The sequence below is a fragment of the Fictibacillus sp. Mic-4 genome, from assembly GCF_049843615.1.
In the GTDB taxonomy this organism is placed as follows: Bacteria; Bacillota; Bacilli; order Bacillales; family Fictibacillaceae; genus Fictibacillus_A; species Fictibacillus_A gelatini.
In genome coordinates, this window is the sequence record NZ_JBBHZM010000034.1 from 13333 (window position 1) to 31858 (window position 18526).

Annotated in this window: 16 protein-coding genes and 1 pseudogene; 5 read left to right on the forward strand and 12 right to left on the reverse strand. The window is 41.0% G+C overall.

Annotation, left to right across the window (positions count from 1 at the left end; genetic code table 11):
- The 5 genes from WD019_RS17475 to WD019_RS17495 all read right to left on the reverse strand — a co-directional run bounded on the left by WD019_RS17475 (position 1) and on the right by WD019_RS17495 (position 5049).
- Positions 1–435: a threonine/serine exporter family protein gene (locus WD019_RS17475; RefSeq protein ID WP_026679024.1), complete on the reverse strand. Its 435-nt coding sequence runs from the start codon at positions 433–435 to the stop codon at positions 1–3.
- A 14-nt stretch (positions 436–449) separates the two neighbouring features.
- A complete protein-coding gene (locus tag WD019_RS17480) occupies positions 450–1205 on the reverse strand; it encodes a threonine/serine exporter family protein (RefSeq protein WP_425712307.1) in 756 nt (251 codons plus the stop codon).
- Positions 1206–1345: 140 nt separating this feature from the next.
- Positions 1346–1780, reverse strand: coding sequence for a hypothetical protein (locus WD019_RS17485; RefSeq protein ID WP_425712308.1), 435 nt, complete (start codon positions 1778–1780; stop codon positions 1346–1348).
- A 16-nt stretch (positions 1781–1796) separates the two neighbouring features.
- On the reverse strand, positions 1797–2147 hold the full coding sequence (locus tag WD019_RS17490; RefSeq protein WP_026679018.1) for an ASCH domain-containing protein: 351 nt from the start codon (positions 2145–2147) through the stop codon (positions 1797–1799).
- Between the two features lie 172 nt (positions 2148–2319).
- Positions 2320–5049: a GTP-binding protein gene (locus tag WD019_RS17495; RefSeq protein WP_425712309.1), complete on the reverse strand. Its 2730-nt coding sequence runs from the start codon at positions 5047–5049 to the stop codon at positions 2320–2322.
- Between the two features lie 231 nt (positions 5050–5280).
- Here WD019_RS17495 and WD019_RS17500 point away from each other — a divergent pair, with 231 nt between their 5' ends.
- Entirely contained in the window at positions 5281–5970 is a 690-nt protein-coding gene (locus WD019_RS17500; RefSeq protein ID WP_425712310.1) for a futalosine hydrolase, read from the forward strand.
- Positions 5967–6800, forward strand: coding sequence for a 1,4-dihydroxy-6-naphthoate synthase (locus tag WD019_RS17505; protein WP_026679015.1), 834 nt, complete (start codon positions 5967–5969; stop codon positions 6798–6800). Before WD019_RS17500 ends, WD019_RS17505 begins: the two co-directional genes overlap by 4 nt.
- A gap of 390 nt (positions 6801–7190) precedes the next feature.
- Here WD019_RS17505 and WD019_RS17510 read toward each other — a convergent pair whose 3' ends face one another.
- Positions 7191–7763: a TetR/AcrR family transcriptional regulator gene (locus WD019_RS17510; RefSeq protein ID WP_425712311.1), complete on the reverse strand. Its 573-nt coding sequence runs from the start codon at positions 7761–7763 to the stop codon at positions 7191–7193.
- Between the two features lie 302 nt (positions 7764–8065).
- Between WD019_RS17510 and asnB the strand changes: the two genes are divergently transcribed.
- From asnB to WD019_RS17525, 3 genes are all read left to right on the forward strand, one after another.
- Complete coding sequence (asnB, locus tag WD019_RS17515) at positions 8066–9892, forward strand: asparagine synthase (glutamine-hydrolyzing) (protein ID WP_026679013.1); 1827 nt, start codon at positions 8066–8068, stop codon at positions 9890–9892.
- 129 nt (positions 9893–10021) lie between these two features.
- On the forward strand, positions 10022–11254 hold the full coding sequence (pepT, locus tag WD019_RS17520) for a peptidase T (RefSeq protein WP_425712312.1): 1233 nt from the start codon (positions 10022–10024) through the stop codon (positions 11252–11254).
- Between the two features lie 303 nt (positions 11255–11557).
- The gene (locus tag WD019_RS17525; RefSeq protein ID WP_425712313.1) at positions 11558–12721 is read left to right on the forward strand and encodes a M20 peptidase aminoacylase family protein; all 1164 of its coding nucleotides are present in this window, start codon (positions 11558–11560) and stop codon (positions 12719–12721) included.
- Between the two features lie 441 nt (positions 12722–13162).
- On the opposite strand, the gene WD019_RS17530 is transcribed toward WD019_RS17525, so the two are convergent.
- From WD019_RS17530 to nagE, 6 genes and pseudogenes are all read right to left on the reverse strand, one after another.
- Positions 13163–13393 (reverse strand): excisionase family DNA-binding protein, encoded by a 231-nt coding sequence (locus WD019_RS17530; RefSeq protein ID WP_425712314.1) that lies wholly within the window; start codon positions 13391–13393, stop codon positions 13163–13165.
- Between the two features lie 230 nt (positions 13394–13623).
- Positions 13624–14157, reverse strand: a complete 534-nt coding sequence (locus tag WD019_RS17535) for a DUF2247 family protein (RefSeq protein WP_425712315.1) — start codon at positions 14155–14157, stop codon at positions 13624–13626.
- A gap of 15 nt (positions 14158–14172) precedes the next feature.
- Positions 14173–15648 (reverse strand): ribonuclease YeeF family protein, encoded by a 1476-nt coding sequence (locus tag WD019_RS17540; protein ID WP_425712316.1) that lies wholly within the window; start codon positions 15646–15648, stop codon positions 14173–14175.
- Positions 15649–15652: 4 nt separating this feature from the next.
- A pseudogene (locus WD019_RS17545) lies at positions 15653–15835 on the reverse strand (DUF5344 family protein); the annotation flags it as partial.
- Between the two features lie 600 nt (positions 15836–16435).
- Entirely contained in the window at positions 16436–16954 is a 519-nt protein-coding gene (locus WD019_RS17550; RefSeq protein ID WP_425712317.1) for a DUF6933 domain-containing protein, read from the reverse strand.
- Positions 16955–17065: 111 nt separating this feature from the next.
- A complete protein-coding gene (nagE, locus tag WD019_RS17555) occupies positions 17066–18520 on the reverse strand; it encodes an N-acetylglucosamine-specific PTS transporter subunit IIBC (protein WP_425712318.1) in 1455 nt (484 codons plus the stop codon).
- Positions 18521–18526 lie beyond the last annotated feature (6 nt).

An 18526-nucleotide genomic window follows, 5' to 3' on the forward strand; every position in this document is an offset into this window, starting at 1 on the left:
TTATTTAAATTTCATTTTTCGGATCATCTGGTTGATGACTTCTGAAAATACAAGGCCAAAAGCGATGGCCCCGGATATCATGAAGGCTTTTGCCGCCAATTGAATCGCGATATTATAATCATTTTCAACAAAATTCCTCATTGCATCATAGGCGAGTCCGCCGGGGACTAACGGGATGATACCCGCCACACTATAAATAATGATTGGCGTTTTGTACCTTTTTGCAAAAAAATGGCTAATTACCGCGACAAAAAAGGCGGCGATCGACGTAGCCAACACTTGATCGACTTCTTCTATATCTAGTAGAAAATAAATAATCCAACCGAGCATGCCGACAATCCCACATTTTAACAACGTTTGTCTTGGCACGTTGAACAGGATACCAAAGGCCCCGGAGGCGATAAAACTTGTCACTAATTGTTCGATCATCGTCATTGTCATCCACTCCGTTAAAATAATGAAAACATAATGGCGATTCCTGTTCCAATGGCAAATGCCGTTAAAAAGGCTTCGGCGCCTTTCGACAATCCTGATACGAGGTGACCGGCCATTAAGTCTCTGACTGCATTCGTTATTAAAAGTCCGGGAACTAAAGGCATGACTGAACCGATAATGATTTTATCGAGCTCATGGCCAATTCCGCTTTTAACAAACGAAAGCGACAATAATCCGATGAGGAGAGAGGACAAAAATTCGGCAAAAAACTTGATCTGGATCAAACGGTGAAAATAGACGAGACATAAAAAGCCCGCACCGCCGGAAATAAGGGCAGGAATAAAATCATCCCATCTTCCGTGGAACATGATTAAAAAACAACCGCTGGCAATCGACGCGGCCGCAATTTGCAGCCATATCGGATACGCGTGATTTGCCTTTTCCGCTTGTTTTAGCTCTTTATATGCTTCTTTTAATGTTAAAGCCCCGCTGCTGATCTTTCTTGAAATGCTGTTGACGATTGTAACTTTTTGCAAATCCGTCGTCCGTTCCGAAATCCGGATTAATTTTGTTGGTTCGATCCCGTCGATGGAGAAGATAATTCCGGTAGGCGTGACATAGCTGTGGGAATGATGAATTCCGTATGAAGCAGCGATGCGCATCATCGTATCTTCCACCCGATACGTTTCCGCCCCGCTTTCAAGCATTATTTTCCCGGCAAGCAGGCAAATTTCAATAACGTCATGTATGTGATTCGACTGATTGGCCATTCCATCCGCTCCGATAACTTTAAGCTTCTTGAATGAAAATTATATCATGAAATTTTATTTTTACAATTAAGTATAGCCTTTCTTCAGCCAAAAGAAAAAGCCTTGCCCAAAGGCAAGACTTCTTGCGAATTTTTACTTTCCTACCAAAACATCGGCTTTGTCACCATAAACCAGAGCATGATAAGCAAAAGGATAATGTACGTCCAGATCGAACGGCTTAGCCTTTGAACGAGAGTCTCTCTGTTATGGCCAGGTTCGCTGAATTTTCGAATGGATGGTGAAAACGCTCTGGCTAAAAAGAACAGGGAGCTTATCATCACGAGCAATGTCATGTCAATCCATGACGTTTTCCACGTCCACGGTCCCATCCATACGAGCAATATTCCTGTGACAACAAGGACGTGGCCGGAATGCTTTGCCAGCCTGACGACAAAACGGAACAGTCCCAAATGTTCATTCAGGACTGGTTGCTCAGCCGTTCGCAGTTTTTTTACGAAAGGAAGCAATACGAAGAAAGGACCAATCGATAAGATGACACTGAAAATATGTAAATAAAGAATAAAACGGTAAAACATCTACGGTAGCAACCAATTAGCTTTCGACTGGCCGAAACTCATGGACCCATACTCTCATATGCGGCAGCCATGGCATTCCTGGATGAAACGATAAGATGGCTTCTTTATATTCTTCCACGTTTCTATATCCTTCCTGACGGGCGTGTTCATCCGTTAATTCACCGAGAGTTTGTGAATAGACGTTCTCAACAACAAATTGCTTGCCTTCTAACGTCATAATTTCTCCGATGTCCGCATATCGTCCGTTGCGGCGAGTCGCCGTTTTTTCTCCGGCAAGAACTTTTTGAATATCTTCTGGAACCGTAACCAGCCGGTCAATCGTGCATGTTTTTGGCGGCAAGGCATTTGATTCATTTTGATTTGTCATTGCATAATCCTCCTTTAGTTCGAATGATCCATTCTCCAGTTTATCCTTTATAAAGAAAAGATAACCGATCACTATTATTCTACTTCCATCCGTCCTTGAAGACAATTCACAAGACAATTTTTATGCCTATTACCGCTCATTTTTTTATGCGGCAATAGGCATTGGTACGGATTTAAACATATTGAACTTCTTTGATTACACCCATCATCCATTCATTTTGGCGTAGCTTTAATTCGAATAGTGTCATTGGATCGGTAAACAATTCTTTATTCGCTTCCATTTGATCCAATGTGTCCTGGCTTTTCTGGATTTCTAAATGCGTTTCTTCAACTGTCCGGGTTAAGACAGCAAATGGATTTTTAAAAAACATCGAAACATCTCGTTCTAATGCTTTTTCAAACAGTTCAAATTGCAATAGGAAGGTTTTTGTGACCGATTCGGCTGTGTCCTTATAATTTTCTTGTTCAATAAACTTTTTGTATTTGTTGTAGAGCATCGTTTTATTTTGCGAAAGCCCGCCCAATAGTTTTCCTGCGCTTTTCAGCAAAAACCGGGACGGCGAAAACCGCAAAAAGATGTTGATTTTATCCATTGGAACGCCGCTCGTCATACGGTCAGTATCGCGCCGCCAGTCGTCGAGCACTTGAAAATCGCAGGCAAGCTCCATTCGTTTTTCCCCATACAACTTATTAAACCCTTCGCTCATTTCGTCTAAATAAGACTTGCATTCATCGAAATCCGCTTTTGCATCGTTGATCCATTGCTGCATGTCTCGATAAACCTTAGGCAATAACGTGTTTTGTAAATAGTCCTGAACCCGATTATTCATTTCTTCATTTAATTCAAGATGAATTTTTCGGAAATCACTGTTTTCCTTAATCAAGCTTGAGGTGCTCTGCAGAAGTTTCGGAATGGACTCAAGCATTTCTTTTTTCATTTCCTCTTTAATTGTAAGGAAGCGGTTGTTTATGTCGAGAATTTTATCTTTCTCAAGGTCACTAAGTTGATGAATCGCGCCGTTCAATTTAGTCACCATTTCTTCATTCCATTGGATCGATTCTCTTAAGCTATTTTCCATTTCCTTTCGCTTTTCGGTTAAATACGTTAACACCTGGCGAATGAAGGTTACGACTTTTCCGCTGCGTACCTCTTCCAGCTTTCGGCCCTTGAAGTTCTCTGTAAGAAATTCCGTCAAATCGTCAAGCTGCCTTCTGCCTTCATATTGTGCGGAATATGGAAGCACGTTTGCATTCGGAAATGTCTCTTTTATTTTTGAAATTGTATGATTTACCGTCTCAGCCGCTTCCTCCTCACTATCAAACACATCCATTTGATTGAGCACAAAATGAATAGGAAGATTCGGCGCTTTATCCTGTATTTCTACTAAAATATCACGTTCCCTGTTCGTAAAAGGCGACGCTGCATTTAAAACAAACAGCAAGCCGTCTGCAAAATGCAAGTAGTTGAAGGCTTCATTTCTCCGATTACGAATGCCGTTAAAGCTCGGAGTCGTTATAATGGCCAGCTCATTTTCGCCTAAAAACCGGCCTGGCAGCTTACATTCAATAAGAGCTTTTCCCTGTTCACCTTCAGTATCGGTGACGTTTGAAATGGGTTGAATGTATTCATCTGTTATTTCGCTAATTTCTTCATGTTCACCGTTTTTTAAAATGACGGCGGTTGAATGCGGAATTTCAAGTGCCTTTTCTTGAAGTAGCGAATTTATAAAAGATGACCTTCCATTCCCGCTCGTTCCGGTAACTAATAAATAATGAACGTGTTGATCTAAAAGTTCATTAACCATCCAATCAAGCCGCTGACCTACTTCCAGGTTATGACTGGTCGCCCACTCTTTTATCTGTTGAAACAGGTGTAAACTATTATCGAGTCCATTCGGGTCATGTTTTGAATTCAATAAAAGCTGTCCGGCATCCGTTACAGTTGATTCATTTATTGTAGAAGGAAAAATTTCGTTCCACGCCAATACGGCAGCTGAAGCGAATAATGCTTTTGAAACGTCGACGATTCTTAGCCAATTCGTTAACAAATTAGGGATAATTTCCGATAATTCTTTAATGAAATACTTCCCATTTATCAAATCGACATATGTTTCTTCGTATAACAAGGCCAGCTCGTGCCATGATTCTTGATTTATTTCAAATTTTAAGAAAAGGTTATTAAACTCTTGAATCCACATTAAATATGATTCTTGATCCTTATAGCTATTCCATAGCGATGAGACCATTTGTTCAAAACGCGCTTGATCAATAGAATAAATGGCGGTTAAAATTTGGTTAAAATAATCCGGTTCATATGTTATTGTCAACCCTTTGTCAATATAGGATCTTAAAATATCAAACCATTCGATCTTCTCTGTTCTTAACGCTTCATTAACTGCAAGCTCAATCGCCGCGCTCCAATCCTTATGCTCCTCAAAGAAAGCCCGGGCGATTTCAGTAACATTAGGATAATCCGGGTTGTACGAAACAACGTTCTTAATCACTTCTTTCGCCTGTTTGAAGTTGGCTTGTTCTATGTATAGTGAAATGAGTTGCAAGGCGATTTCCGTATTAAGGGTCATATCTTCTGCCGTAATTGAATTGTAAATTCCTTCAGCAGTCGATAAAAAACCGATCTCAAAATAAGCATCGGCCATATTCTTTTGGGCCCATGGCACGAGTTCATTCGTTACATTTTCCCATTTATAAATGGCCGCCTCAAAATCTTGATGATGGAAATATACCTCTCCCTGGGCAAAACGGATAGGCGATAAATCAGACAAGTTTTCCCGTTGCTCTTTCACATAAAGTTCTCCGAGCACTTGAACGGGATGCACATTTTCATCTTCTGTCATAAACGTTTCATAAAACGTCTTTTCAACCAATTGTTTCTCTATGGTCATTTTTTATCCCCCGAAAAAAATCATTTTTTATATTTATTCCTCTATTTCAATAAAATGAAACTACAATCTCTATTCTAGTATTCTAACAAAGTTTTTATTACGATTTATTTCATTTTGCTTTCTTTTTTGATACAAAACAAAAACAGATGTAAGGCAATCCGCTTTACACAACGAAAAGATCGAGATACCCTTAAGATATAGTTTTCGAACTGAATTAAAGGGGATTTTACAGTGACTTTTTATTCAACTGCGGATTCATCCGTAAACACATATAAAGATTCAAGAGTACTTGTCATGACCTCGGTCGACGCAGAAAGGGATGCTGTTTTGCGTGGCCTTCATGGCGAAAGGCGTTTTGATGTAAAATTGGCAGGAGTCGGGCAAGCTGCGGCTGCAGCAAACACAGCGGCTGCACTTGCGACCGCTAAATATGATCTCGTTGTGAACGCTGGAATCGCTGGCGGCTTTGCTTGCCAGGCTGAAATTGGCTCGCTTGTTATTGCAAACGACATCGTTGCAGCCGATCTCGGTGCAGAATCCGCTGAAGGTTTCTTGAGCCTCGATGAACTCGGTTTCGGCTCCTCACGTGCTCCTGTTGACTTGAAGCTCGCAGAAGAGGCAGCGAAGGCGCTTAAGGAAGCCGGGCTTCCGGTTACCACCGGGCCGATATTAACTGTTTCGACGGTTACTGGAAGCGATAAAACTGCACAAGAATTAGCGGCACGGGTTCCCGGGGCAGCAGCTGAAGCAATGGAAGGATACGGCGTAGCGATTGCAGCCCGGCATTATAATCTACCGATTCTTGAAATCCGGGCCATTTCAAATCAAGTTGGCCCGCGCAACAAGGACGCATGGCGGATTAAAGAAGCTTTAAATATGTTAGAAAAAGCGAGTAACGTATTATTGGAGGTTTTAAAATGAGAATTGCCTTCTCACCTTGTCCAAATGACACATTTGTTTTTCATGCATTAGTGCATGGGCTCGTTCCCGGTGCACCAGAGTTTGATGTCACCTATGCAGACATCGATATCACTAATAACCTTGCCACGGATCCGAACGGGCCGGAAATATTGAAGATTTCATATGCGGCTCTACCATGGGTATTATCCGATTATGCATTGCTCCCATGCGGCGGAGCGCTCGGAAGAGGATGCGGCCCGCTCGTTTTGACAAAAGACGATGAAACCAGTCCGGAAGCCCTGTCCGGCAAGCGGGTTGCCGTTCCAAGTGAACGTTCAACCGCCTACCTCTTGTTCAGATTATGGGCAGCACAAAACGTTCCCGGCGGCATTGGGGAAATTGTCATTATGCCGTTTCATGAAATCATGCCGGCCGTTCAGGACGGCAAAATCGATGCAGGGCTCGTTATCCATGAAGCGCGTTTCACCTACCCGGAGTACGGGCTCCATCTTATGGCTGATTTAGGAAACTGGTGGGAAGAAGATACCGGTTTACCGATTCCGCTTGGAGCGATCATTGCGCGCAGGGGACTTGACGTCGGGAAAATTTCCGGGTGGATCCGTGCATCGGTCGAATACGCATGGAAACATCCAGAAGCGTCTCAAAGCTACGTTCTTGATCACGCTCAGGAAATGGATCCTGAAGTCGCAAAGGCGCACATTAACCTTTATGTCAATGATTTCACAGCAGACTTAGGCGAAGCCGGATATGAAGCGATCACCACTTTGCTTAGCCGGGCAGCCAATGAAGGACTCGTTCCGAAATTTGATTTAGATTTATTAAAAAAATAATTGATCGGCACCTTTGATTATAAATAGTTGAAGGTGCCATAATATTACACTTTACAAGAACATATGTTCCCATTATAATAAAGATAATGGGAGTGATGAAGATGGAAGAACTTCTTGATTGGATCAACAAAATGGAAGTCGAAATGGAACTCATTCTGAAAAAGCTGGACGAACTCCAAGAAAGATATTCCAGCGATTGATTTTTTTATAGATCACACTTGAAAAATTCACGTTTTCCCTGCTATATCGCTCTTATTCTTCTTGGAAAAGGCTCAAGAAGAATATAAAAAAGAGGAGGCGGTCGGTTAGGTGGTACCCATTCGTGAACTTGGATGACAAGCCCACTTAACATGATAAACCTCTTCAAGCACCTGATTATTGTTCTTCTTTCTAATTTTTCAGCAGCATTTTTCTCAACAACCTTAAGAACTCATCATCGCTTTTGTCGTTTTTGCGATAATCCAAATTATAGGAAAACATCATCCTAACGAGCAAAAAAGCTGTAAGCGGCAATGGCACGTTTTCTAATTCTCCATTATTTATCCCTTCTTCAAGCAAATGCGTCACCATCCTTACCGCATCTTCTTCGGACTGCTTGAAACAAAGGCTAATCTCGGGAAGACGAGCTTGTTTATACTCTTGAAAAAGTGTTGATACAAATGGATCATAACAAGACTCTTCACTAATATATTGAAGAAGCCGCTGCAGCCTTTGCACAACATCGGCATTACTTAAATGCTCGTTTTTTGCCTTTTCTCGAATCTTTATAATATGTTGCATGTAACAATCAAGCAGAATCTCTGTTTTATCGTCATAGTAGTAATAAACTGTTCCTTTTCCGATCCCCGCCTTTTTTGCGATTTGATCGACCGTCGTATTCCGCACGCCCTGTGAAGAGAATAACCTGGTCGCCGCTTTGATTATTCTAATTTTTTTGTCCTCTTTGTTTTCCATTCTTAGCACCTTTATCCGATCTATTTTATACCATTATACTGATCTTTGCTGATGAATCAAATAATACAAACAAATGTGATATAAGCACTAATAGAAACAGGCGGGGATAGGACTAAACTCGTATTTTCAAGCAAATCGATTATAATTGTTTGCCTTTCATTTTCTTGCGATTTACCATTAAAATATGACCAAAATCAGAATTCAGTCGAATTCATTCTATTTTTTTACGATGATTCGACTGAATTTGCAACTTGGTCGACTTTTTCGAGGGGGCTTTGATAGGAGACCAACGAAAGAAAGAAGGCAATAGAATGTGTGGAATTGCAGGCTGGATTGATTGGACAAGAAATCTTTCCGAACAACAACCTATTTTAAAGAAAATGACGGATCGCATTATACATCGAGGACCGGATGCGGACGGGTTTTGGTTTTCGGAGCGTGCGGCATTTGGCCATCGTCGTTTGATTGTCATTGATCCGGAAGGCGGACTCCAACCAATGCTTTATCAAGATGGCGAATATACAATAGCCCTGACCTATAACGGGGAGCTATACAATTACAAGGAGTTGCGCAAAAAATTAATAGAAAAAGGCCACCACTTTCAAACCAATTCAGATACAGAAGTATTGCTTCATGCCTATTTAGAGTGGAAAGAAGATTGTGTGAAACACTTTAACGGCATTTTTGCGTTTGGAATTTGGGATGAAAGACGTCAGCAGCTTATGCTCGGTCGAGATCATCTAGGAGTGAAGCCTTTATTTTATACCGTGCAGGGCAGTGCCATTATTTTCGGTTCTGAGCTGAAAGTACTGCTTTCCCATCCGCTGGTAAAAACAGAGGTAGATCGCGAAGGGCTTGCTGAAGTGTTCGCCCTCGGACCGATGCGAACACCCGGAAATGGCGTGTTTAAAAACGTAAAAGAAGTACGGGCAGGCCATTACATGACGTTTACGGCCAATCGGGTCAAAACGGAACGCTATTGGAAACTTGAAAGCAAAGAACATACGGATGACGTAGATACTACCGTTCAGACGATTCGTTCGATATTAGAAGATACCGTCAAACGCCAATTACTATCCGACCGTCCGCTTGTCACGATGCTTTCCGGCGGACTTGATTCGAGCGGGCTGACCGCTATGGCAGGCGCTGAATATAGACGGAACGGAAAAACGCTGCATACGTATTCAATCGATTTTGTCAACAATGAAAAGGATTTTGAGCAGGATTTTCTTCGCCGCGATCTCGACGAGCCATGGGTAAAACGGGTATCAGAGCATGTCGGAACTAACCATCATTCAATCGTTCTTGGAGCTGACAAGCTAGTCGAGAATTTGCTTGTTCCGATGCGGGCCCGGGACCTGCCTGGCGTCGGGGAGCTTGAAACATCCCTTTATCTTTTGTTTAAAGAAATGAAAAAGAATGCAACCGTCGCCCTTTCCGGCGAATCGGCGGATGAAGTCTTTTCCGGCTATCCATGGTTTTATCAAGACCAGTTTTTAAATGCTAATGTGTTTCCGTGGAATGTTAACCTTGGCTATTTTTCTAGTATTCTATCTGAAGATTTAAAAGAGAGCATTCAGCCTGAACTATACCAAAAACAAAGATTTTTGGAAGCGCTCAGTGAAGTTCCTTTTCTAGAAGGAGAAGAAGATTTGCAGGCAAAACAGCGGCAAATGTCCTATATGTTTATTACCAGATTCCTTCCGTTCATGCTTGATCGAAAAGACCGCTCTAGCATGATGACAGGATTTGAAGTACGCGTACCGTTCTGCGATTACCGGCTTGTCGAATATTTATGGAATGTGCCATTTGAATTGAAAAGCATCGACAATATTGAAAAGGGAATTCTTCGCCGGGCTTTTGAAGGCTATCTCCCGGACGATGTGCGCAATCGGAGAAAAAGCGCCTATCCAAGCACAAAAGATGCCGCATATTTAAAAGGGGTCAGCAACTGGATGGTCGATGTATTAAACGATCCAAATTCACCGATTTTACCGATGATCAACAAAGAACGGGTCCGCACTATCGCCGATGGCAACGATAAAACAATAAACGGAACAGAGGCTCGCGGATTGATCGATTATCTTCTTCAAGTGAACTATTGGCTTAAAGAATATGATATTAGTGTCCGGATCTAACACTTTTTTGAAAATGTCTCGTTTATCGGGGCATTTTCTTAACTTTCAAAACGATAATCTGCAATTGGGTAGAACATTAAAATCATGATAAGATAAATAGCGAGAATCGAAAAAGGAGATGAAGAAAAGTTGAAAAATGAAATCATTGAACGATTCACTTCCTATGTGAAAGTGGACACACAGTCTGATGAAAGCAGCAGCACATGCCCTTCAACACCCGGACAGCTGGAACTCGCTCGTATGCTTGTAGAAGAATTAAAGTCGATCGGCATGGAGGAAGTGACCATGGATGAAAATGGATACGTCATGGCAACGCTCCCTTCTACTACAGAAAAAGAAGTACCAACGATTGGATTTTTAGCTCATGTCGATACGGCAACTGATTTTACCGGAAAAAACGTCAATCCACAAATCGTTGAAAACTATGACGGAAAAGATATTATCTTAAACAAAAGCTTAAATGTCGTCCTTTCCCCAAAAGACTTCCCGGATCTAGAAAAATATATCGGGCATACGCTTATTACGACTGACGGGACAACGCTTCTCGGCGCCGACAATAAAGCGGGTGTTGCTGAAATTATGACTGCGATGGCGTATTTAATCCAGCACCCTGAAATCAAGCACGGAAAAGTTAGAATCGCTTTCACCCCTGATGAAGAAATCGGACGCGGTCCCCACAAATTTGATGTAAACGCCTTCAATGCAAAATTTGCCTATACGGTTGACGGTGGGCCTCTTGGAGAGTTGGAATATGAAAGCTTCAATGCCGCTGCAGCCAAAATCACGATCAGAGGGAAAAATATCCACCCCGGTTCAGCCAAAGGTAAAATGGTCAACTCCGCTAAAATCGCGATGGAATTAAACAATCGCCTTCCGCAAGAAGAAGCTCCGGAAACAACGGAAGGATACGAAGGCTTCTATCATTTAATTTCAATTAACGGCGATGTTGAAGAAACAAAACTGCACTATATTATCCGTGACTTTGACAAGGAAGAGTTTCAGGCAAGAAAAGCCAATTTAGAAGCAATCGTAAATGAGTTACGAAAAACATATGGTGAAGAAAATATTCTTCTTGAGATGAACGATCAATATTATAATATGAAAGAAAAAATCGAGCCAGTTAAAGAAATCGTCGATATTGCCTATGAAGCGATGGAGAGCCTCGGCATTCAACCGAATATTAAGCCGATCCGCGGCGGTACAGACGGTTCCCAGCTATCGTATATGGGGCTTCCGACACCAAATATTTTCACTGGCGGGGAAAACTATCACGGCAAGTACGAATTTATTTCAGTAGACAATATGATTAAAGCGACCAACGTGATCATTGAAATTATTAAACGCTTTGAACAGAAAGCCTAAGACGCGGGCTTTTAAGCTAACCTCGTTTAGCCAGGTTAGCTTTTTATGTTTTTCACCTGATCATTTTCTACAATTTTTAACATAAAATAAAGTACCACGACTATTGCTTTTCAAGATCATGTATCCCTACCAGCACTTGTTTCATATGATTTATAAAGGGTATGTATTGAAAATAACATCAAGTATTGTGAATATTTTGCCGTTATGCTACATTATATGGAAGGTTTTTTAGCAAAACGATAGATCCATTAGTAGTTTTGGTTATGATCAGGACGGAGTTGTTTGAAAGGAGCATTTTTCATCATGGAGGCATTACTTGAAGAAATTAAGCAAGAGGTGATGGAGATATTTGAACACCTTCATCACCATCCAGAAGTAAGCTGGAAGGAAATTGAGACGACAAAATTTATTAAACAAAAGCTCGATTCATATGGCTGCCGTACGTATACCTTTGATGATTGTACGGGGGTTATCGGTGAAATTGGTGAAGGTTCTCCCGTCGTTGCCGTCAGGGCCGATATGGATGCTCTCTGGCAAGAAGTGGACGGTGAATTCCGCGCGAACCATTCTTGTGGACATGACTCCCATATGACAATGGCGCTTGGTGTTCTTCTTCTTTTAAAGAAATTGAAATCATTGCCCGTCGGAACGATTCGCTTTATCTTTCAACCTGCCGAAGAAAAAGGCGAAGGGGCTCTGAAAATGATTGAAAAAGGCGTCGTTGATGATGTCGATTATTTATATGGCATTCATTTGCGGCCGGTTCAGGAAACAAAAAACGGGCACGCAGCACCCGCCATCATCCATGGTGCCAGCCAATATATCGGAGGAACGATTATCGGGGAAGATGCTCATGGGGCAAGGCCGCACCTTGGCACTAACGCGATTGAAGTGGCATCAACACTCGTTCATGAACTGGCCCACATTCATATTGACCCGATGATCCCTCATTCTGTCAAAATGACGATGCTCCGTGCCGGCGGAGAATGTTCCAATATTATTCCAGGTCAGGCGGAATTTAGCCTTGACTTAAGGGCGCAAACGAATGAAGTGATGGAAACGTTAGTCGAGCATGTGAAAATGGCGGCAGATTCTGTGGCGAATTTTTACCAGGTGAAAATCGACCTCGTCATCCCGCCACATCTTGCCGCTGCCCGGGTGCACCCCGAGGCCCAGCAAATGATGGCTGAAGCAATTTGCGAAACGATTGGAAGCGAAAACTTAGATCTACCGCTCGTTACAACAGGCGGAGAAGATTTTCATTTTTATGCATTAAAACGGCCACATTTAAAATCAACGATGCTCGGACTTGGGTGCGGACTTGAACCCGGTCTTCACCACCCCCACATGACGTTTGACCGGGAAGCAATTTTAAAGGGCATCCACATATTAGCAAGAGCCGTATTAAATACGCTTGAAAAAGGAAATAGCGAAAGAGGCAAAATCCAGGAGCTTAGCACAACATAGCAATTTAGGGTTTACTCAAGTTTTTCCAAAAACTTGAGTAAACTTTTTTTAAATAACCGGGCATTTAGTAACGATTAAAGAAAATACTTTGCGAATTTTTATACATTTTGTTTACATTCTTAATTAATTTGAATATAATATAATTAGAATTAATCGATACCATTCTTTTGTGGATAGTAGGCCAAGAACAACAGGGGGATGCTTGCATCCCCCTGTTTTATTTTATGGGATGAGGGCTTATAATCTCTGCCAGAACTGCTTTGTTTATTGATGGCGGGTATTTAGATAACATATTACGTGCATTTGGAAAAGCAAAGATTGATTACGAAAAATTAGATATTGTTGATGAAAGAAGGGTTATAGACTATAACCTTTATTCATTCATTGAGACGATAATCGCCTTAAATATGGAAAATATAAGGGACTGGGTTTGCTTTATTCCTAGTCCTCGTCTTTTGCATCCCAGTCCTCGGGGATCGGTTCATTCATATATTCTTCCACCATTTTTTTATATTTTTCCATTTGCTCAAGGTGGGTGTTGAACTGCTCTTTATTGATCAAATATTGCGTCCCATCATGAATCGCACGTATCCTTTTTTGCAGGATAAGCTTTTCAATATACGATTCAGGGAGCGATAAATATTCAGCGGTTTCTTTAATTGATAGGTACATATTATCACCTCAACATTCAATCTAACATAATTTAGAAGCACAGCGATCAGTGAAATAAAGAATTATGCGATTTAAAGACGGATTTTCTTTATAAATAGCGAGGAGCCATTATAAAAACTCTTGATGATACAACTATCAAAAGTTTTTGAGTTTCAAACATATATCTTTGTCTATATATAGTTAAATCATTTAAAATCTTGACTAGCATTTTTCTAATCAAGGTCAAAAGGCTAAAAGGTATTATAATTTTGTAAATAATGGTGTTCTTGATTCATAAAGTCATTAAATAAGTTTATTAATCTAATTACATTATCTTCTTTCGAGTATTGTGAAGGGTTGAAACCGTCTTTTGGTTCCAGATAATTAATAAAGCTATCCATATCTTCGGGATAATTAAAATCAGCATAAACTTCAGCAACCTTATCTAATAACTTCTCAAAATCATCATGATGAATCATTTTTAAGTATGTAAGTAAAACAAATCTCCATTTTCTTATTTCAAACTGCCAAACATCGGCGTCTAGGTTCAAATCATCAATGTTCGACTCTTTCAATATATTCACCAGTAAACTCTCGTAATCGAAATCATCCCCACCCCATGCAAGCTGAATAATGTTTTGATTGTTAGCTTCAGGATGGCTACTTAAAAACTCAACTGCATAATTTGTTATGTCACCATATTTAATTAGATCAAGTTTTAAGCCCACATACATTGTTTTCCAATCGTAATTTATTTTGTTTTGCTTGAAAATATCTATCAACATATCCACTAATCACCTTCATTCTTTGGGTCTTTGGTTCGGAGCTCCTGTTATTTGCCCATTAGGAATAAATCTTCTATGTGTAACACCTTTGGCTGGGTCAACAATCCACTCAAATATACCGTTTTGGTCTTTAACAGTTGTTATTCTCTCTTTAATCCTTAAGTTTTTATTATATAAATCTTTATAGTCGTAATACTTCATTCCGCCTTCAATTTGATATAATTTCCTTTTAACTCCGTCACCACCAACTATCTCAAATTCTTTAGCATGCGGAGTATAATTGTCAATAATATCATTAAAACCATGTTGGCCGTCCGGTTTCTTTAAGGCACTTCCCGATCTTGTATTATCGAGAACCGGATGTGAAATATTTTTACGCGTACCTCCAGTATACTCCTTCACCAATTTCTTTTCGATACCCGTAATCGCCTTTTTCCCGAGTTTGGTGACGCCTTTTTTTATAAGTCCTCCGGGGACGGCATACTCGGCGATTTCTAATGGAGTGCCTTCAAATAGGGAATCTAATTCTCGGACGCCTCCCGCCCGGTTTTTTGGTACTTTATCGACAATTTGATATTTTTTATTAAAATTCTTGTCTTTATATTCCCTTACTATCATTCCATTGGCGAGGATATGGTAATCACCGTCATATTCCGCATATTCGTCAATAACATGAACCGTTTCGATTTTTTGGTCCTGTAGCGTTTCAAATTCTTCTTTTGTTACGTTTTTATTTTGCAATTGTGCGATGTACGATGCTGCGATTAATTGCTCGTCCGTATCCGGGCGTCTAATCGTATTTTCATATGGACTTGTCTTCTGGGCAAGGTCGCCTATCAAGTCATTATAGGTTTCATATGATGTTATTTGTTTTACCGAGTAATTTGAAAGATTCACTTCGCCGCTTCTAATCGCCGAGCTGATTTGATTTAGGTAATTGGACATTACAGCAAGGTCCTGTTCTACTGTTTCCAGCGCGGCGGTTTGCGCTTTATCAAAGGCGTGAAGCTGTTCAATTGTATGATTGCTGTATCGTTTCGCATGTCTGATGCTTTCCACCAAATGAGTTTCATCTAGATCGGGCAGGTCTATAATGTCACGGACTTTTTTCATCGCCTCGTTTGCTTCATGAACAATGCCGATGGCCGTTGTCTCTATTTTATTAAGTCCCGCTCTTACATCATGGTCCAAAAAACTTTCGCTAATAAAGCCGTTTGGATCAGGCTCAAAATTTTTCAGCTGGTTTTTCATCGATTGCAGGATGGCTTTATAATCTTCAAGAAACGATTCAAAATAAAGCAAAAACGAAAGGTGGCATTCCTGATAGAACGAACGGATCGCCTGCCCCGCTTTTCCTTTAAGGGCATCTTCGAGAGAAATGATCCCTTTCACCGCATCCTTTGTCTGTTTAATTTGTTCGCTCAACGATCGCAAATACTTCTCGGTGTCATTAATCGATTGGTTAAATGCCTCGACATCCAATACCTTCATGAAGTCACCCCTTGTCGTTGGCCGATGAAGCTAGCTTTTCGTCTGCTTCTCGTATCGATTGGACGGCCTTCTCCGTCGCTTTTTCGTTTTCCAGAAGTAACGATTGATACGATTGAATGATTTTACGTAATGATTCATTTACGTTCTTTAATTTTGTCATCGCATCCAGGACGTTGCTTCCTTCTTTAACAGGAGCTAATGAGGGCTACTGGGACGGGACAGCCGATTTTAAACGAGATAAAGCTTGTTCTACATCCCCGTAAACTACTTTGATTTCACTCATCGCCGGCACTCCTTTCGCTGTTGTCCTTTTAACTCGGACAACTGTAATTGTTGAGAGAGATGGTATAAAGAGTCAAATCGCTGTCCATTTGTACGGTTTGAATCTAGCTCGTTTACTTCCTTTTGCATCTACTATTATTGTAATCGGAAATCACAACTTGCCTAGTACTATCTTTTTCTAGTACCCTCGTTGCCAATGTGAGAGGAAAAAACATTTTTATCATTTTGGTGCTTTTGACAAAGTTTTTATCCCAATTAGCCCTCATATTTAGTGAAATGACTCCGAATTGATACGTGTTTGGCACACATCCAACCGTTTATTGTTGAAATGATACTTCTTATTTTCCAAATGACGAAAGAAATTTTCCAAAACGAGTAATTTATTTTCCGAGGTGTGCATTTTATTTTCCAAATTGCAAAATTTATTTTCTGAAGTGTGCATTTTATTTTCCAAACTGCAAGATTTACTTTCCAAAGTGAGCATTTTATTTTCCAGGCCCTTTATTTACTCCCGTTTCCTCTGCAGAAAAGCATCCCTCATCGTCTCACCCGAGTACGTTTTCGGCAATTGAAGCATGACAAAACGATTTAAATAGCGGTTCAGTTCGTAAAGATTTGTCTCAGTGCCACTCTGCCTGTCCTCTTCCATCCAATGTTTACTGACACTGATCATCTCATTCATCTGGCTCAAAATGCTTCTTTCGCTCGTTTTTGTATAGATGGCTGTACCACATTTTTTTATATATTCATCCACATCCATTTCGCAAATCCCGTCCGCCACTAGATTTTCCGCAATGGACGTAACGACCAATTTACTAAAATCTCTAAAGTCATTTTTCTTTAAACCTAAGAGGACAAAATTGTATCGTGTTATATTATTCATCAATAACACACATTTACGGCGGTTAAATAAAAATAAATGGGCATGCCATGAGTAAAAAGGTTCCCTAGCTCCTGATTCAATTTGTTTAAGATCTATCATCAATTCATCAGCAAGCTTTTTTGTGCATTGGATGGTTAGCATAATTTCGCTTCCTCATTTCCGGGCATAGTTTTTGTTATCTTTTCCCTATAGTAACTTATCAATTCCTAAAAAAGAACCGAAAGCTTTTGAGCAATCGGTTCTACAATCCTATTATTTTTGCCTGCGGATTTTTTCCACTTCATCCGCTACGAATTGGACGTTCGTTCCGATGACGACCTGGATGCTTGTCGGGCCAACGATTTTAATGCCCGGCACGCCTGTTGATGAAATTTTTGCCTGGTCTACTTTATTCATGTCTTTGACTTCAACGCGCAGGCGTGTGACACAGTTATCAACGGATGTGACATTTTCGTCTCCACCCAACCCTTCATAAATGGTGGCGGCCATTTGTGTGAATCTGTTTTCGGTTGTTTCTGCTTCTTGTGTGCCTAAAACGACATCGTCTGTTTCATCTTCCCGGCCCGGTGTTTTGATATTAAACTTCTTGATCAAGAAGCGGAATAAGAAATAGTAAATGACAGCAAACACAAGACCCTGAATGATTAACATTAACGGCTTATTCGCAAGCGGCAATCTCCAACTTAAGAAAAAGTCGATAAATCCGGCGCTAAAGCCAAATCCTGCTGTCCAATGGAAAAGGGCGGCAATCATTAACGAAAGTCCGGTTAAAATCGCATGAACGAGATAAAGTGCCGGTGCAAGGAACATAAAGGCAAATTCAATTGGTTCTGTAACCCCCGTTAAAAATGATGCAAAACCAGCTGCCATCATTAAAGATGCGATTTGTTTCTTTCTTGTCGTTTTTGCCGTATGATACATCGCAAGAGCCGCAGCCGGCAGGCCGAACATCATGACCGGGAAGAACCCTGCCTGATACATTCCGGTAATTCCTTTCGTCCCTTTTCCAGCCCAGAAGTTTCCAATGTCATTAATCCCGGCAACATCAAACCAGAATACGGAGTTTAACGCATGATGCAATCCGATTGGAATTAACAGCCGGTTGAAGAACCCATATAGCCCTGCACCAACAGCTCCTAATTTACTAATTGCTTCTCCAAATGAAACTAATCCTGTAAAAATCACCGGCCATACGAAAAACAAAACGACCGAAACGATCAACATGGATACCGCTGTCATAATCGGCACTAACCGTTTGCCGCTGAAGAAAGCCAATGCATCCGGCAATTTCACATGGCTGAAACGATTGTACATGATCGATGCGATAATCCCTGATAAAATCCCGATAAATTGGTTTCCAATTTTCGCAAAAGCCGGGTTAACTTTTGCGACATCAATTCCTTGCAGCATCGCGACGGTGTTCGTTGAAAGCAATGTCGTCACGACAAGATAGGCAACCAATCCGCTTAAAGCGGCGGAACCATCTTTTTCTTTCGACATTCCGAGCGCGACGCCAACGGCAAAAAGAATCGCCATGTTGTCAATGATCGACGATCCGGCTTTAATTAAGAAAGCGGCTACGGGACTTCCTGCTCCCCAGCCAGTCGGGTCGATCCAATAACCAATCCCCATTAGAATAGCAGCTGCCGGCAAAACTGCGACAGGCAGCATTAGAGATTTACCAATTCTCTGTAAATAGTTCATCATCTTCCG

What these genes read in the sequence shown, in the direction of transcription:
- WD019_RS17475 (WP_026679024.1), bottom strand. Translation starts at nt 435, where the DNA reads ATGACGATGATCGAACAATTAGTGACAAGTTTTATCGCCTCCGGGGCC.
- WD019_RS17480 (WP_425712307.1), bottom strand. Translation starts at nt 1,205, where the DNA reads ATGGCCAATCAGTCGAATCACATACATGACGTTATTGAAATTTGCCTG.
- WD019_RS17485 (WP_425712308.1), bottom strand. Translation starts at nt 1,780, where the DNA reads ATGTTTTACCGTTTTATTCTTTATTTACATATTTTCAGTGTCATCTTA.
- WD019_RS17490 (WP_026679018.1), bottom strand. Translation starts at nt 2,147, where the DNA reads ATGACAAATCAAAATGAATCAAATGCCTTGCCGCCAAAAACATGCACG.
- WD019_RS17495 (WP_425712309.1), bottom strand. Translation starts at nt 5,049, where the DNA reads ATGACCATAGAGAAACAATTGGTTGAAAAGACGTTTTATGAAACGTTT.
- WD019_RS17505 (WP_026679015.1), top strand. Translation starts at nt 5,967, where the DNA reads ATGAGAATTGCCTTCTCACCTTGTCCAAATGACACATTTGTTTTTCAT.
- asnB (WP_026679013.1), top strand. Translation starts at nt 8,066, where the DNA reads ATGTGTGGAATTGCAGGCTGGATTGATTGGACAAGAAATCTTTCCGAA.
- WD019_RS17525 (WP_425712313.1), top strand. Translation starts at nt 11,558, where the DNA reads ATGGAGGCATTACTTGAAGAAATTAAGCAAGAGGTGATGGAGATATTT.
- WD019_RS17530 (WP_425712314.1), bottom strand. Translation starts at nt 13,393, where the DNA reads ATGTACCTATCAATTAAAGAAACCGCTGAATATTTATCGCTCCCTGAA.
- WD019_RS17535 (WP_425712315.1), bottom strand. Translation starts at nt 14,157, where the DNA reads ATGTTGATAGATATTTTCAAGCAAAACAAAATAAATTACGATTGGAAA.
- WD019_RS17540 (WP_425712316.1), bottom strand. Translation starts at nt 15,648, where the DNA reads ATGAAGGTATTGGATGTCGAGGCATTTAACCAATCGATTAATGACACC.
- WD019_RS17550 (WP_425712317.1), bottom strand. Translation starts at nt 16,954, where the DNA reads ATGCTAACCATCCAATGCACAAAAAAGCTTGCTGATGAATTGATGATA.
- nagE (WP_425712318.1), bottom strand. Translation starts at nt 18,520, where the DNA reads ATGATGAACTATTTACAGAGAATTGGTAAATCTCTAATGCTGCCTGTC.